A 16,244-nucleotide genomic window follows, 5' to 3' on the forward strand; every position below is an offset into this window, starting at 1 on the left:
AACATGAGAAAAAACCTAAAGACAGTGTTAGGCATTTGCCTTGTGTGTGCCGGTACATTCGCAAGCACCACAACCCTCCAAGCAAAGAAGAAAGTGGCTTACCTTTTTACCTATTTTACAGGTAATGCTCCCGAACAGGAACAAATCTGTTATGCCATCAGTACGGACGGGTTCAGCTATACTCCGTTGAATGACGGTAACCCCGTCATTTCCTCCGACACGATTTCTCTAAAAAAAGGCGTACGCGATCCTCATATCCTGAGAGGTGAAGACGGCTACTTCTACATGGTAGTCACCGACATGCGTTCCAGTCAAGGATGGACTTCCAACCGGGGTATCGTACTGATGCGCAGCAAAGACATGGTCAACTGGACGCACCATACCGTCAATTTCCCCGAAAAATATGCAGGCACGATGTTCGCTAACGTCATCCGCGTATGGGCACCGCAAACCATCTACGACAAAAAGGCAAAAAAATATATGGTGTACTTTTCTATCCTGACCGATGACGGACAGTGCCCCTACGACAAGGTCTTTTGGGCCTATGCCAATAAAGATTTCAGCGACCTTGAAGGGGAACCCAAAGTCCTGTTCGACTACAAGAAACCGTCCATCGACACGGATATCGTGCAAGATGACAATGGAACTTATCACATCTTTTTCAAAACCGAAGGCGAGCAGAAAAAAGGCATCCGCCAATATTTGGCCAAAGACCTGCACAATCCGGCAGAATGGGAACTGTTGCCCGGCACGTTCGAAGATACAGACAAAGCGGTGGAAGGTTCCGGCGTGTTCCAACGGATAGAAGGAGATTGGGTATTGATGTACGACTGCTACATGAACGGGCACTACCAGTTCTGCACCAGCAAAGACCTGATGAAGTTCAAACGCGTACAGGATACGGCCACGCAGGGCGCATTCACTCCGCGCCACGGCACGGTCATCGCCATCACCAAGAAAGAGCTGAAACGCCTGCAAAAAGCTTTCCCAAACACGAAATAAACAAAAGACCAACCCATTATTTTTTTTAAAAACCTATTAGTAAATAATGAAAACGCAACTATTAACCTTTGCACTGGCTCTCACATTAAGTCAGACCGCCATTGCTAAAAACACGACCCAGAAGATTGACAAAGTGACCTCGTCCGTCACCGTGAGTGAGGACGTGGACTACATCATCACCGGGACGACACCTTTCAGCACAACCGGAAGCATCAACATCACCAACACGGAACATGCCGTCGTAATCTTGGAGAACCTACGTCCAAGCGAAGCTCTCAGCTACCTGTCTTACATCAAGATTAATGGGGAGCCAGCCATTAACGACGAAAACTGCCAAGTGAAGATGTACGCCCACGGAGCCATCATCCTGCCTTACGACAAAGACTTCAAGCCTCTGACCGTGTATTCCGAACCTGATTTCGGAGGAGAGTCCGTCAACGATTTCGGACTGGAAAACTCCGGGGGCTACATGAATACCCTCACCACAGCCAAACTCAACAACCGCATCCGGAGCTTCAAGCTGAAGAGGGGTTACATGGTGACTTTCTCCAACAACCCCTCAGGACGGGGATATAGCCGCTGCTTCATCGCCGACCAAGAGGACTTGGAAATAGCTTCACTGCCTTTGGAACTCGACCACAGGATTTCTTCCTACCGTGTGTTCAAGTGGCATAATTTCCAGAAAAAGGGCATTGCCAGTGATGCAAGCGAAGAAATCGTCAACGCCCTCAAGGTCACTTGGTGCTATGACTGGGGGCAGGGCAATGCAAGCCGCGAGCCGGACTGTGAATGGGTACCTCATCACATTTACGAAGATTGGCCGTCCGTCCCGACTTGCGGTGGCGTGACCCAATCCTGTCACATGCAGACCAACAACGAACCGGGCAACAGTGCCGACGATCATCCGCAAAGCGTGGAAACCGTACTCAACAACTGGGAAAACCTTATGGCCACCGGTATGCGCCTGTGTTCCCCTTCGTCACATGACGGAAGCCTCTCATGGTTAGAACAGTTCATGGCAGAAATAGATAAGCGCGGTTGGCGTTGCGACATCCTCGACATGCACTGCTATTGGCCCGAATGGAACCTGAACAACGCCCTGAAAGATTATTATAACAAATACAAACGTCCTATCTGGGTGTCCGAGTTCGTCTGGGGAGCTTCATGGAACAACAACGGCATCTTCGCCACCGACCGTTCTTTCTCGAAGGAAAACCAACAGAAAAACTACGACGTAATGAGCAAGGTGCTCACTAACTGGAACAGTTTCGACTATGTGGAACGATATGCCTATTGGAACAGTGAAGCCGATTGCTCCAAACTTTACAAGTATGGAAAGGAAGGCAATCCTTCCGAAATTTCCATCCTTGGCAAATGGTACGGCGAAATGAAATCCGGAATGGGTTACAAAAAGTCATACGATTACGTACCCAAAGTAGTGTATAGCACGCCCTCTGGAATGAGTTTGGAATATACCGAACGCACGCGCAAGTTGGCCATCAATTGGGAATATAAGAACAATATGGGCTTCACCGATTCCACTCTTCTGGAAGTTCGCATAGACGGAGGCGAATGGCAGACCCTTCAAAAATATGAAGGTCCGGACAAGACATCTTATACCTACAACGAGGTTTTCCCCGAAGATTTCAAACGGGGCACTTACACGTACCGGGTACGCAACTTCGACATGGATGGTAACGTGCGTTCTACGGACGAGGTACAGCTCTCGTTGGTGGCAGCCAAGGGCGAAGCGGGCTTCCAGTACGGCACATTGGAAATCAGCGATACGGAAGAGTTCAATACGGAATTCGATGCCATCGGTGAAGATGAAAAACCGGCTGTTTTTGCAGGCTTGCTTTCCTATAACGATTCAAAGGTCGTACCGGTCAATACAGTAGTCAGCGTGTTGAGCGACAAATTCTCTTTTTGGGCCTTCCCTTGGAACGAGGGAGACTATGAGCAAACTATCACGGAACCGGAAACCATGGATTTCATGGTACTGCGCAAGGGTGCCCACCAAATCGGCGGCATCACGATGGAAGTGGGAGAAAGTGCCAACAAAATCAAGAACGACACCACATGGATCAGTTTTGCCACCCCATTCCCCGAAGGGGTCACACCGGTGGTCATTGCCAATGTGTTGTCACGCTATAAGGCATATCCCTACGTAGTCAAGGTTTGCGACATCACAAACAAAGGTTTCGCCGTCAAACTGGCCCGTCAAGCCGCTGTGGACGAAACAACCAGCACTTTTGCCGGACAAGACATCTTTTACGTGGCAGCCACGCCGGGAACCGCCAAGATGGATGACGGCAAGATATTGACCGTAGGCCGCAGCACGGAAGACAAAGTGGACGGACGGCGTGCCCGTGATGTCAATTTTGTCGATGAGTCCGGCAACGCCGTGGCCTTGTTCAACCCTGTCATGCTGTTTGGCCCCCAGACCAACAACTATGATTGTGCCTCCGTATACCGGATTAGCAGTGACCTCACGGATGAAGACAACGTGGACGTTGAGAACGTGCCCGCTACCACGGGTGTGAAAATCATCCGCCAAAAGGACAAGACCAACGAAACAATCAAAGAAATAGACAACGCCACCAACAATGGCGATTTCATGGGTTGGATAGCCATCAGTACTCCAAAGGAGGGTGAATCAAATATCCAAGGCACGATTGCAACCGCCCCGTTCAAAGTTTCCGTACGCGACGGCCATGTCATCGTAGACGGTACTGACAATTACCGGATTTACGCCATCAGCGGCCAACAGGTATCCCGTACGGTACGCCTTTCAAGAGGCATTTATGTGGTAAAAGCCGGAAACCATTCTGTCAAGGTCATGGTTCCATAACCTTCCACAAGGATTTCCGCAAGGCATTCAACGGCATTACTATAATATCAACAGTTCGCCCCCGAACGGCATATCCGGCCATTCGGGGGCGAATTGTTTTTCCGATTTATATTGACATTCCACGAAACGACAACACCTTTTAAAAGGAAATACAATCAGCTATGAAATAATGGTTTATGGGCATAAAGAAATTAGCATTCCGTTCTGCGCCAAACGAAAAATCAATCTCAGCCGAATGATTTTCCATTCTGCGCCAAACGATTTTCGGCTTTCAGCCAAACGAAAGGGAGCTTTCCTACATCCTTACATGCTGAAACCCACAGGACACATTTCCATGTCTAAAGTGCCATAAAAAAGGGGCACCTTCTCACGAAGACACCCCTCCATAATTAATTTAATTTCAACATAATAATATGAAAGAATTCATATCATTATAACGGACGGATTACGTAAGTAAAGTTGTAATCCTGATAAGGCATGCGGTACTGTTCGAGCGGAATAGCCCCCCAACTGTTCACACAAGCCAATCCACGTTGACGCGCAGCCAACTTGACCACACTGAAATCACGGGGTGTCAAGTCGCCGGAATGGCTCTGGTGGGCATTCTTATCCCAACCGTCATCCAAATCCGAAGCCAGATAGTTCAACGTGCTGCATTCCATCGGAGCGAAAGAATAGAACTCCAATCCCTTGCCGTTCTCATCCTTCACCTGCCAATAGCGCACCTCGGTCTTGTTTCCGCTTTCCTGCGGACGCACATAGCCCCAATACTGGTCGGCCACCTTCGCATCGTACACACCTAAACGGTCTCCGTGGTTACGGTCGATGTAATTCTCACCCGGTCCCTTTCCGTAATAGGTCAGCATATTATAGGCTTTCGGCATAACCAACTGCATACCGTAACGCATCAGCTCCGGCTTGTGCTTGGCATCCTTGTTTACCGTCATGGCCTCGTTGACCATCAATTCACCAACCGGAGTCAACGTATAAGTCATCGTCAACGTAGCCTCTACCGACGGCATTTCATATACCACTTCTACACCCTTTTCGGCTTTGCTTTCGTCTTCCACCACCTTGAACGACTTCATCTTCATTTCAGGGTTCTTCCAAGCATGCAACTTACGTTGTGCACCTGCCCCATAGTCGTTATCGGTCGGCGCACGCCAGAAATCGGGCGTAATGGCATAGCCTTCTTCCAACATGGGCTTCCCGTCCACGTCAAGGTAATCAATCCAACCGTTCCAATGATTGAAAGTAACGGAAGTGCGGCCTGCCGTCAAAGTAACCCATGCCGACTTTTCTTCTTTTTCCACCTTTCCGGCATCATGTTTCCCGGGAGTAGCAGCCAACACAGTTTCCATCGTCTGGAACTCATACGGGTTCACCACGAACTGTTCGCGTGCCACGGCATAACCGGCATCAAGCATCGGTTCTGCTTTCTTCAGCACGAAGTCAAGGTTCAACACCACTTCGCCTTTCACGTCCGCAGGCAGGCTGTAGCCATCCAGTTTTACCACACGTTTCTGCTGTGCCGGCACATCAAGCGTATTCCGCCCGTTGGCCAATACCTTTCCTTCCGCCTCCAACGTCCAATGCAATTCCACATCATCGAGCGACGTGAAGAAATTCTCATTGTAAACCTCTACCTCACCGGCTTTCAAATCTTTGGCCGTAGCCCAAATGCTTTGGTAGTAATAGCGTACCTCATTGGCATGTGGATTCGGTTTACGGTCAGGATTGACAATACCGTTGTTATTGAAATTATGGTCACTGGTGGGATAACGTCCGAAGTCGCCCCCGTAAGCGTATATCGTCTTACCCTGCTTGTTCTTCACACGCAAGCCTTGGTCCACGAAGTCCCAGATGAAACCACCCTGATACTTCGGGTATTTGCGTATCATGTCCCAATATTCCTTGAATCCCCCCATGGAGTTACCCATGGCATGAGCGTATTCGCACTGTATGAGCGGACGGGGATTATCGCCTTTCGAATACCATTCACAGCCACCGTAATCGTAATACATCGGACAGAAAATATCTGTCTTGCCGTTCTGTCCGGCCTGTTCGTACTGGCACGGACGGCTTGGGTCGTAAGCCTTCACCAAATCATAGGCCTTCTCGAAGTTGGGACCATAACCAGCCTCGTTACCCAAGCTCCAGAATATGATGGAAGGATGGTTCTTGTAAATCTTGATATTGCTTTCGTTACGCTCCAAATGTGCCTTCTCATAAGTCGGCTCCTTGGCCAAAGTCTTGTCGCCATAGCCCATTCCGTGGCTTTCGATATTGGCTTCGGCCACCATATAGATACCGTAGATGTCGCAAAGTTCATACCAACGGGGATCGTCGGGATAATGACAGGTACGCACGGCATTGATGTTCAGTTCCTTCATCAAACGGATATCTTCCAACATGCGGTCCATCGACACCACATAGCCCGTCACCGGATCGAGTTCGTGACGGTTGACTCCTTTGAACAACACTGGCTGCCCGTTCACCAACACCTGGGCGTTCTTGATTTCCACTTTGCGGAAACCTACGCGCTGCGGCACAACCTCGGCCACCTGCTTGCCGTCCATCAAGGTAGTATATAAAGTATAGAGGTTCGGCGTCTCGGCAGTCCACTTCAAAGGATTTTTGATATCGAAGTTTACTTTTACTTCACCGTTTCCTCCGACTTTAGCCGTCTGTGCAGCCACTTCTTTTCCCTCCTTGTCTTTCAGAGAGAATATCACGGTCTCACCCTTGGCCCTGACGGCATTCAGTTTCACCTCCAGCGTCCCGTCCTGATAATTGTTCACCAAATCAGGCGTAATGAATAAGTCGGCAATGTGAGCCTCCGGACGAGCATAGAGATACACTTCACGGGCAATTCCCGTAAAACGCCAGAAGTCCTGGTCTTCAAGATATGAACCGTCGCACCAACGCATCACCTGCATGGCAATCAGGTTCTCCTTGCCCGGCGTGAGGTACTTCGTCAGGTCGAATTCCGCCGACACTTTGCTGTCTTCACTGTATCCCACGAACTTGCCATTCACCCATACCATCAGGTTGGACGTAGCCGAACCCACGTGCAGGTAAATCCGCTCACCTTTCCAATCGGCAGGCACGGTCACCATCTTACGGTATGAACCCGTATAATTGTTACGCTCTTCCACAAAAGGCGGTTCGGGTCTGAATTGTGTTCTCCATGGATAACCATTGTTGCTGTAAATGGCATCTCCGTAACCATTCAACTCCAAAATGCCGGGTACGGGAAAGTCCGTCCACTGCGAATCATCGTACTTCAGGGAATAGAAGTCGCGAGGGGCTTTGTCGTGGTCATTGGAAAAATTGAATTTCCACTTGCCTTCCAACGACAGGTAACGTTCCGACCGGGCTTTTTGGTCAGCCTTTGCCAGATTCTCTGTCTCGTACGCGAAAAACACCGCACGCGGAGCCATGGTGTTTACTTCGTTCACCTCGGGATCCAACCACCAAGGTTTGTCTTTTTGCGCACTAGCCGAGAGAGCGGCCAGACAAGCACAAGAAAACATCAATTGTCTAAACATGGTACATTTTTTTATTGCGTCACAGACGCGGTTAGTTAATCATTTAGAAACTGCCTACAAAGATACTTCTTTTGTTCTATTTTCATACTAAAATACAAAGTTTTTGCTAAAATATTACGTGTTCGCATCAAGATTTATTAACTTTGGAGGGTAAAACCTAATCATTAGTGGAAAAAACAACTAAAATATCATGAATACTGATTTTTCACAACCGTTCAATCCAGAGGCTTACGCACCATCCGCCAAGACGGACACACGGTTCCGGTGTTGCGTGGAGAAAGGGATGCCGTGGCTCTATGGCATCATCTTTCCTGTCATTCTCGGCCTTTGTCTGTACACTTACGAGAAAGAAACCCTTTTCCGGATACAAGAACTCAACCTCTTCTTGCCGGACAGTACTTTCTATCATACACTCGCGGCATATCCGGGCGGCACATTGCAATGGGCATCCTGTTTCCTCACCCAGTTCTTTTATTATCCGGCTGTGGGGACAGCCTTTCTCGCAGCCGTTTGGATCTGCATTTGCTTCGTCATGCGCTCGGCCTTCCGGCTGTCCCCCTCGTGGAGCTTTCTTCCCGCTTTGGTTCCGGCAGCCCTGTTGGCCGGTATCGTGGAGATGGGTTATTTCATTTACTACATCAAATTACAAGGTTATTTCTTCACGGCCTCCCTTGGCATATTGGCGGCCCTGTCAGCCGTATGGGTTTTCAGCCGTACAGCTCACCGGCGTCCATATTGGGGTTATGCGTGGCTGACCGTATGGCTCCTCGCCGGTTATCCTTTATTCGGGGCATACGCATTGGCCGGCACGGCCTACATGTTGGCGCTCTGTTGGCGTATGCCGGGCACATTATATAAGCACCGTGTCATCCCTACGGCATGGGGACTGTTGCTGCTCGCCGGAGTGCCCCTTGCGGCATGGCATTTTTATAGCCAAACGGCCATCAGCGAAATCTACACGGCCGCCTTGCCAAGTTTCGATGCGGGTGGAAAAGTATTCACAGACTATCGCATACCTTATTATATATTGTTCCTCCTGCCACTAGCGGGTGCCGTCATCTATGATTACGTACCGGCCATAAAGAAATACCCCCTCATCCTCTTGGTTCACTTGCTCGTATGGACAGCTACCGCATGGGGATTGAAAAAGGCGTGGTATGTGGATGAGAACTTCCGTAAGGAACTGCTGATGGCACGTGCCATAGAGGAAGAAGACTGGGAACAGGTGCCGGCCATCTTCCTGGGCGGAACGGCAGAGCCTACCCGCCTGATGGTCATGAACAAGAACCTGGCTTTGTTCCGCCTCGGACGGGCGGGTGACGAAATGTTCCAATACCGCGAAGGGGGCGCACGTCCCAATGCCCCGTTCCTCGTACGGTTGGCCCACGTAGGCGGTAAAGCTTTGTACTATCACTACGGGCAGGAAAACTATTGCTACCGTTGGTGTATGGAAGACGGGGTGACCTACGGGTGGCGGACGGAATACCTGAAATACATGGCCAAAACTTCTATCGCGGGCGGCGATTACAAAGTGGCACGCAAATACATCGACATGCTTAAACGTACCCTTTTCCATAAAGGTTGGGCTGAAAAATACGAGGCTTATCTTGACCACCCGGAACAGATACGGAAGAGCAAAGAGTTTGCACCGATTATCCGCCTGTTGCCTAAGGAAGACAAGCTTAACTCGGACCTGAACGTCATCGAAATGTTCCTGCTGAAGACCTTTGCTTACGGCGAAAGCAACGACCCACTCTACCAGGAACAGACCTTGATAGCGGCCTTGCAAATGAAAGACATCGACCTGTTCTGGCCCCGTTTCTTCCAATATGCCACCCTGCATAACGGAGCACCCATGCCGCGCCATTATCAGGAAGCCGCCTACCTGTATGGCCACCTGGAAAAGAAGGTAGATATCAGCCACATGCCTTTCGACCAGGAAGTGAAAGACAGTTACCAACGGTTTATGGAATTCACCCAACAATGCGCCGGTATGACGGAAGCACAAATGGCGGAAGCCTTCCGGCCTCAGTTCGGCAACACTTTCTATTATTTCTATTTTTTAGTCAACGGATTACAAACCTACTAACCATGAATGCTATCTTCAAATATCTCGGCTGCGCAGTGATGGCCGCCGTTTTGTACGGCTGCACACCCCGTGTGCCCGAAACTTACACCGACAACCGCGAACTGCCGGACATCTATCCGGACTATACGGAAGTGACCATCCCTTCCAACATCGCCCCCTTGCATTTTATAGTGGACGAAGAAGCGGATGCCTATATCACGCGCATCAGCTACAACGGAAAAAAATGGGTCACGGACAAGCGTGAGGTCACCCCAGGGATTTCCCTTTGGCGCGACATGTTGGAAGCAACCCAAGGAAAGACTATCGGCATAGAAGTTTTCGTGGAACACGATGGCCAATGGACACGCCACCAACCGTTTCAAATCCATGTGGCCGAAGAGACGATAGACCCCTACCTCTCCTACCGCCTCATCAGTCCTTCGTATGTCACTTACCGGGACTTGACCCTCAACCAACGTGATTTGACCAATTTCGATGAAAGCGTCATTTACGGCAACATGATGAACACCGACGTGGAACATGCACAATGTATCAACTGCCATTCTTACCAGAACTACAATCCCCGGCGTATGCAGTTCCACGTGAGGGAAGACCGTGCCGGAACAGTCATCGCATACGACGGTACATTGGTCAAAGCCAACCTGAAAACGGATTCGCTCATCTCGGGCGGGGTATATCCCGCCTGGCACCCGACAGAAAAACTCATCGCCTATTCGGTCAACCAGACCGGGCAAACGTTCCACACACGCGACCTGCAGAAAGTAGAAGTGCAAGACATGCGTAGCGACCTGATACTTTACGACGTGGAGAAAAACGAAGTGACGCGCATCCCGGGCGATGCCGATGAACTGGAAGTGTTCCCGTGGTGGAGCCCGGACGGTAAATACCTTTATTATGCTTCAGCCCGCTTCATACGCAAGGACACGGCAGAGAACTTGGACAATGAAACCATCTTGCGCTATAAGGAAATCAAATACAATCTCTTCCGGAGAAGCTTCGACCCCGCCAACCGCCGGATAGGTCCGCCCGAATTGGTATTCGACGCGGCCGCACGCGGAAAGAGCGCCACGTTGCCGCGCATATCGCCCGATGGACGCTACCTGATGTTCACGCTCGGGGCGTTCGGCGTGTTCCACATCTGGCACAAAGACGCAGACCTCTACCTGATGGACTTACGTATACGCCAAGTACGTCCAATGGAGGAGATCAACTCCGACGACGTGGAAAGCTACCACTCGTGGAGCAGTAACGGACGGTGGGTGGTCTTCAGCAGCCGGCGTTACGACGGGAACTACACACGGCCTTTCATTGCCTACATAGACAAGGACGGCAAGGGGCGCAAACCTTTCGAGTTGCCGCAGGAAGTGCCCGACATGCACCGGCGTTTCATGCGGAGTTACAACATCCCGGAATTCATGGACGGGCCGGTCGAGGTTACCCCGCAAGAATTCGCTTCGCTCATCAGGGGCACCGAAGCGCGGCCTGCACGGCAAAGGAATTAGACACGATAAAAACCTATTAAAAAGTAATGAGAAACAAAACAATCAAAAGCCTGCTGCTCCCGATGCTATGCTTCATAGCGGCAAACGGACAGGCACAAGGCACACTGGAAGACTACCGGAGGGCATATTCCCTCTACGGGAAGTTCAATGCCACACAGGTATATAACGACCCGGCAGACATACGGTGGGACGGAAAGACTGCATTCCACTACTCTGTCTATACGCCGGAAGGGACAGACTATTACGTAGGCAAAGTCACGGGAGACGTGAAAACGGCTGACGTAAAAGCTATTCACATGAAAGCCTTGGCGGAACTGCTTTCCCGCGAGACCGGAAAGGACATCCCACGGAACACGCTAAGACTGTCACGCTTGAATGTGGACGAGAACCAACCCACGTCCGTATCCTTTGAATTCGACGGTTACAAATGGGAAGTCGAAGAAGCTTGCACGGCCGGACTACGGTTAGGCAGCAAAGAAGCCCTTCCGCCCAAGGATCCGTGGCGAAAACCGCGTCACTGGATGGAAGTGGACGATGAGAAAGGGGCAGCACCAGTAGTCTCGCCCGACGGGAAACGGCAAGCCTATATCAAGAATGACAATGTATACGTCAGCGACCGGGACGGCCGCCACGAACGGGCGTTGAGCAACGACGGGACAGCCGGCAATTACTATTCCAGTTGGCTCAAATGGAGCCCGGACGGCAGATACGTATGTGCCAACAAGATACGTCCGGCTCAGAAACGGTATGTATATTACGTGGAAAGCTCGCCCAAAAGCCAGCTCCAACCCATCCTTCACCAACAGGAATACGCCAAGCCGGGCGACGAACTGCGCTTCAAGGTGCCTTGCATATTCAACGTGGAAACAGGACAGGCCGTCATTCCGTCTACCGAACTCTTCGACCGACAGTACGACTTGTACGGCCCGGAATGGAAAGAGGACGGAAAAGCCGTAACTTTTGAATACAACGAACGCGGACATAAAATATACCGTGTATTGGAACTCAATGCGGAAACCGGCAAGGTGCGCACACTCGTGGAAGAGAGCAGCCCCACTTTTGTCAATTACAGCCGCATGTTCCGCCACATTCTGAAAGGCGGAAAGGAAATGATATGGATGAGCGAACGCGACAACTGGAACCACCTCTACATGATTGACATGGAGAAAGGCAAGGTGATCCGGCAAATCACAAAAGGCGACTGGGTGGTGCGCCGCGTGCTCAAAGTGGACGAAGACAACCAAGTGATTTATTTCACGGCCAGTGGCGTAAATCCCAAAGAAGACCCTTACCATGTACATTATTATAAAATAAACATGGACGGCAAGCAAATGACTTGCCTCACTCCCGAAGAGGGCAACCATTCGGCGGTATTCAACGAAGATTACACCCTGTGGATTGACAAATACTCCACTGCGGAACAGGCACCCGTCACCGTGCTGCGCACGGCACAAGGCGAAAAGACAGAGGGACGGACATTGGCACAAGCGGATTTAAGCAAAATCAAATCGGCCGGATGGACTGCCCCCGAAATCTTCACCGCTCCCGGACGGGACGGCATGACACCGATGTGGGGCATCATCCAACGTCCGACCAATTTCGACCCGCAAAAGAAATATCCGGTCATCGAATACATCTATTCCGGCCCCGGAGATGCCTACACGCCCAAAAGCTTCCTTTCTTACAACGGATACACGACGGCATTGGCCGAACTGGGATTCATCGTCGTGCAGCTCGACGCCATGGGGACGTCCTATCGCGGAAAGAGGTTTGAAGAAGTGTGCTACAAGAACCTGAAAGATGCCGGTTTCCCCGACCGTATCCAGTGGATCAAGGCGGCAGCGGAAAAGTACCCCTATATGGACAGTACCCGTGTGGGGATATACGGTTGCTCTGCCGGAGGACAGGAAGCCTTGGCCGCCGTACTTTTCCACCCGGAATTCTACAAGGCATCCTACTCCAGTTGCGGTTGCCACGACAACCGGATGGACAAAATCTGGTGGAACGAACAGTGGATGGGCTATCCGGTGGACAGCAGCTACATCGCTTGCTCCAACGTGGAAAACGCCCACCGGCTGACGCGCCCGCTGATGCTCGTGGTAGGAGAAATGGACGACAACGTGGATCCGGCTTCCACCATGCAAGTGGTCGATGCCCTCATCAAAGCCGACAAGGATTTCGAGTTGGTGGTCCTGCCGGGCGTAAGGCACAGCATGGGCGAAAGCTACGGGGAACACAAGCGTTTTGATTTCTTCGTAAAAGAACTCATGGGCGTGGAACCGCCGAAATGGGATGAACTAAAACAAAAATGAAAAAACTTTCATACGCATACAGCCCGCCGGAATCCGGCGGGCTGTATGCGTATGAAAGCCATAGGATTACGCATCCAACAAAGTTTCCAACTTGTACGAAACAGGTTCGGAAGTTTGGTCAAACATCCCACTAAAACTTAAATCCTCATCTATTTGTGGCCAATGAATACCACACGGCGAAAGATAAAAATCTTCCCGTTGAGCCTTCGTGGCATTTGCCAAACGCGGCCAATCAGCAAATGCGTACGACGCGACCTTTCCTTCTGTCGATTCAGCATAAACACAATTATCATCCGTCCATACTCTTTTTACTTCCAAATTCATGAAAACCTCCTTTCACCTTTGTTTAAAAAAAGATTGCCAACGCTCTTTAATAATTTCCGTATTCTCTATGATTACAGATTCTATCAAGGCTATCTCATGCTTTTTAAATCCGTGATTACAAATTTGTTCTAAAGGTTCTATATTATACTTCGCTTCATGTCCATCTTTAATGACATGCACATGAATAGGTTCATGGTCATCTGAATAAAACAGAAAACGAAATCCAAATATGACAAATAACGTTGGCATAATTTCAAATTTTCACAAATATAGAAAGGAGTAATCAAAATAACAAATACTTCTTTACCATACCTTTCAAGATTGTATATATTTAACGGTCAAAAACAAAAATGGTATTGAAAGGACATGGATAAACGGAGGTTACCGAAGTACCCTTTGCGTTTCTATCCTGCCTCTCGTTTTTGCCGCAAACCGGAAAATCATTGTGCTTTGATTGGTTTTCCACCTTGCGGTAATTGTTTTTGTTTCCTTTGCTTGTCTTTCCAAGCCCCTCCCTCCATACAGGAATATATATTGGAAAATCCATTCGCATCCTTCATACTTATTGGTTAACAGTCTGTTAAGGTGAACTTTCATGGTGTGTAGAGTTCACGTGGCATTCACCGTAAGTGGTAGGTGGATACCGTTGGGGATGCCTGCCCCTGAAGGATGCCTGAAAGATGAAACCTGTTTTTGCAAACTTCTGGTGTTGGTTATTTGTAAAGATGTCGCAGCCTTATTTTAGCCCATCCGCCTGTTGTAAGATTGGATTTACCATTAACGTGGCGTTAAGTGGAGAAAATACGGTACTACCAAAATTACCAAACGCCTGGAAATGAGGCGTTAATATCTCGTTAACGGCGTTACTAAAATCGGTAACGAAAAAATACGGTCGTTAACATTGCCATTCCGAAATTTTGTGATTATTTTGCCTCCGAATCTCACGCGGGTGGTCGGACAAACAGAGAGCACGACGGCGAAACCTGCAAAGGGTATAATTAAAAAAAACAAATGTTATGAAGAAGAAGTTCCTCGCGCCCGTATTAGGCGCTGTGGTGTTAGGCTTGTCGGCCTACACGGGGTATCGCACGTATGATACGTACCATGAAGTGAGTGAAAGTGATTTGTTGTTGGCGAATGCGGAGGCGTTGGCAACCGATGACGAAGGTGGTGGAGGCTTGTCTCAATGCCAAGGTCCACAGTTGTACGATGAAGTGGGTACAAGCGTAGGAGAAAAAGTTGTCCGTACTCATTGGGGATATGGATTGGATTTTGTACAGACTTTCAAATTGTACAGATGCTATGCTATAGGAAACGGAAATTTAGGCGGCCAAAATTATATCTATGAAACAGAGCCCGTAAGCAGCGAGTATAAGGCATGTGAAGGTAACCAAAAACACAATAGTCTTTTGGATTGAAGTTTATGGAATATTATAAGAAAATCATGTGTATGGCATGCTTAGGATTGTCTCTGTCGTGCCAAAGCACAAAAGTAAATACGGTGGGGGACGAGATAACCGTAGAATACCAAGATGGCATTTTGAAGACCTCTTCTTTCTTGAAGGATTATAGAATCGTGTTGTTAAAAGCTCCTAACAACGATGCCATTATCAAATATATAGACCGTTTGCTTTTTGCCGAGAACCGCATCTTCGTAGTAGACCAAATATCAAATAAGATTCTGGCTTTCGACGGAAATGGCGAGTTCCTTGCTTCAACAGCCCGAATGGTGGGAAAAGGCCATAATGAATATATTCGCATCGTTGATGCCGCCATAGACGAGAAAGGCCATAAACTTTACGTGCATTGCGACGCTCCATACCAAATAATGGTGTTCGACTTCAACCTGAAGTTAGAGAAAATATTCCCGATGGAATATTATTTGAATGAAATGGCCATGGACGGCAATTACATTTACGGCTTGCGCCACAACAGCATGGACGATTCCGGATATGAAATCATCTCTATCGCCAAAGACAGTTTGGCTTCTTCCCCCAATATCGTATTGTCAACCCCAATATCCGTCAGGGGGAGAAAGGCTATGGGGAAATCCATGGTTTCAAATCAAGGCTGCATATATGCAAGCATCCCTTTTGATAATAAGATCTGCAAGCTCAAAGACGGGAAAGTAACCGAAAGTTACATTATCGATTTTGGAGGGCAAGGACTGCCGAACCGTCCCATTGAAAAGGACATGTCTCCGGAAACTTTCGACAGGCTGTACTCCGATACGCATTGGAGCATGGTCAACATGAGCGGTTCCGATTCACTCATGTTGTTCAACACGAATAGGTCTACCCAATTCATATTGAATCAAAAAAATAAAAAATGCCATGCTTATGGAGAGATATATAATGACATGTTGCCTTTTTCCAATTCTTATATCACACCATCGCAAGGACTGGAGAACGGCATGGCATATGAAATAGAACCGGAAATCTTACTCAAATACTCGAAACACGCGGAACAGAACCACGAAAGTATCGATCCTGCACTTTTAAATATAATCCAACAAACAACTCCTGACGGAAACCCTCTAATCATATTGTGGAGTTTTAAATAGCACTAAAATTACGGGATAAAGGTACATTGATGTATCTTTAACCCGTAATT

General features: G+C 49.0%; 10 protein-coding genes. 7 read left to right on the forward strand and 3 right to left on the reverse strand.

The features are described 5' to 3' along the window. The first annotated feature begins 3 nt into the window (after positions 1 to 3). Complete coding sequence (locus tag AC5RDV_RS06875) at positions 4 to 1,002, forward strand: glycoside hydrolase family 43 protein (protein ID WP_282748127.1); 999 nt, start codon at positions 4 to 6, stop codon at positions 1,000 to 1,002. Between the two features lie 46 nt (positions 1,003 to 1,048). Then, entirely contained in the window at positions 1,049 to 3,853 is a 2,805-nt protein-coding gene (locus AC5RDV_RS06880) for a glycosyl hydrolase (RefSeq protein ID WP_282748128.1), read from the forward strand. Between the two features lie 431 nt (positions 3,854 to 4,284). On the opposite strand, the gene AC5RDV_RS06885 is transcribed toward AC5RDV_RS06880, so the two are convergent. Then, entirely contained in the window at positions 4,285 to 7,404 is a 3,120-nt protein-coding gene (locus AC5RDV_RS06885) for a glycoside hydrolase family 2 TIM barrel-domain containing protein (RefSeq protein ID WP_282748129.1), read from the reverse strand. 190 nt (positions 7,405 to 7,594) lie between these two features. Between AC5RDV_RS06885 and AC5RDV_RS06890 the strand changes: the two genes are divergently transcribed. From AC5RDV_RS06890 to AC5RDV_RS06900, 3 genes are all read left to right on the forward strand, one after another. After that, positions 7,595 to 9,493, forward strand: a complete 1,899-nt coding sequence (locus tag AC5RDV_RS06890) for a DUF6057 family protein (protein ID WP_130893343.1) — start codon at positions 7,595 to 7,597, stop codon at positions 9,491 to 9,493. Positions 9,494 to 9,495: 2 nt separating this feature from the next. Then, positions 9,496 to 10,995, forward strand: a complete 1,500-nt coding sequence (locus tag AC5RDV_RS06895) for a TolB family protein (protein ID WP_282748130.1) — start codon at positions 9,496 to 9,498, stop codon at positions 10,993 to 10,995. A gap of 62 nt (positions 10,996 to 11,057) precedes the next feature. Beyond that, the gene (locus AC5RDV_RS06900) at positions 11,058 to 13,307 is read left to right on the forward strand and encodes a S9 family peptidase (protein ID WP_282748132.1); all 2,250 of its coding nucleotides are present in this window, start codon (positions 11,058 to 11,060) and stop codon (positions 13,305 to 13,307) included. 66 nt (positions 13,308 to 13,373) lie between these two features. Here AC5RDV_RS06900 and AC5RDV_RS06905 read toward each other — a convergent pair whose 3' ends face one another. Continuing rightward, a complete protein-coding gene (locus tag AC5RDV_RS06905) occupies positions 13,374 to 13,631 on the reverse strand; it encodes a DUF2442 domain-containing protein (RefSeq protein WP_282748131.1) in 258 nt (85 codons plus the stop codon). A gap of 12 nt (positions 13,632 to 13,643) precedes the next feature. Next, on the reverse strand, positions 13,644 to 13,880 hold the full coding sequence (locus AC5RDV_RS06910) for a DUF4160 domain-containing protein (RefSeq protein WP_270757268.1): 237 nt from the start codon (positions 13,878 to 13,880) through the stop codon (positions 13,644 to 13,646). A 767-nt stretch (positions 13,881 to 14,647) separates the two neighbouring features. On the opposite strand from AC5RDV_RS06910, the gene AC5RDV_RS06915 reads away from it, so the two are divergent. Together AC5RDV_RS06915 and AC5RDV_RS06920 are read left to right on the forward strand one after the other, a co-directional pair. Beyond that, positions 14,648 to 15,049, forward strand: a complete 402-nt coding sequence (locus AC5RDV_RS06915; RefSeq protein ID WP_008625554.1) for a hypothetical protein — start codon at positions 14,648 to 14,650, stop codon at positions 15,047 to 15,049. Positions 15,050 to 15,081: 32 nt separating this feature from the next. Next, complete coding sequence (locus AC5RDV_RS06920) at positions 15,082 to 16,194, forward strand: DUF4934 domain-containing protein (protein WP_157183521.1); 1,113 nt, start codon at positions 15,082 to 15,084, stop codon at positions 16,192 to 16,194. Positions 16,195 to 16,244 lie beyond the last annotated feature (50 nt).

This window comes from Paraprevotella sp. (assembly GCF_986071375.1).

Excerpts from the sequence above, each read along its gene's own strand:
- AC5RDV_RS06915 (WP_008625554.1), top strand. The coding sequence starts at position 14,648 with ATGAAGAAGAAGTTCCTCGCGCCCGTATTAGGCGCTGTGGTGTTAGGC.
- AC5RDV_RS06890 (WP_130893343.1), top strand. The coding sequence starts at position 7,595 with ATGAATACTGATTTTTCACAACCGTTCAATCCAGAGGCTTACGCACCA.
- AC5RDV_RS06875 (WP_282748127.1), top strand. The coding sequence starts at position 4 with ATGAGAAAAAACCTAAAGACAGTGTTAGGCATTTGCCTTGTGTGTGCC.
- AC5RDV_RS06885 (WP_282748129.1), bottom strand. The coding sequence starts at position 7,404 with ATGTTTAGACAATTGATGTTTTCTTGTGCTTGTCTGGCCGCTCTCTCG.
- AC5RDV_RS06900 (WP_282748132.1), top strand. The coding sequence starts at position 11,058 with ATGCTATGCTTCATAGCGGCAAACGGACAGGCACAAGGCACACTGGAA.
- AC5RDV_RS06895 (WP_282748130.1), top strand. The coding sequence starts at position 9,496 with ATGAATGCTATCTTCAAATATCTCGGCTGCGCAGTGATGGCCGCCGTT.
- AC5RDV_RS06880 (WP_282748128.1), top strand. The coding sequence starts at position 1,049 with ATGAAAACGCAACTATTAACCTTTGCACTGGCTCTCACATTAAGTCAG.
- AC5RDV_RS06910 (WP_270757268.1), bottom strand. The coding sequence starts at position 13,880 with ATGCCAACGTTATTTGTCATATTTGGATTTCGTTTTCTGTTTTATTCA.
- AC5RDV_RS06905 (WP_282748131.1), bottom strand. The coding sequence starts at position 13,631 with ATGAATTTGGAAGTAAAAAGAGTATGGACGGATGATAATTGTGTTTAT.
- AC5RDV_RS06920 (WP_157183521.1), top strand. The coding sequence starts at position 15,082 with ATGGCATGCTTAGGATTGTCTCTGTCGTGCCAAAGCACAAAAGTAAAT.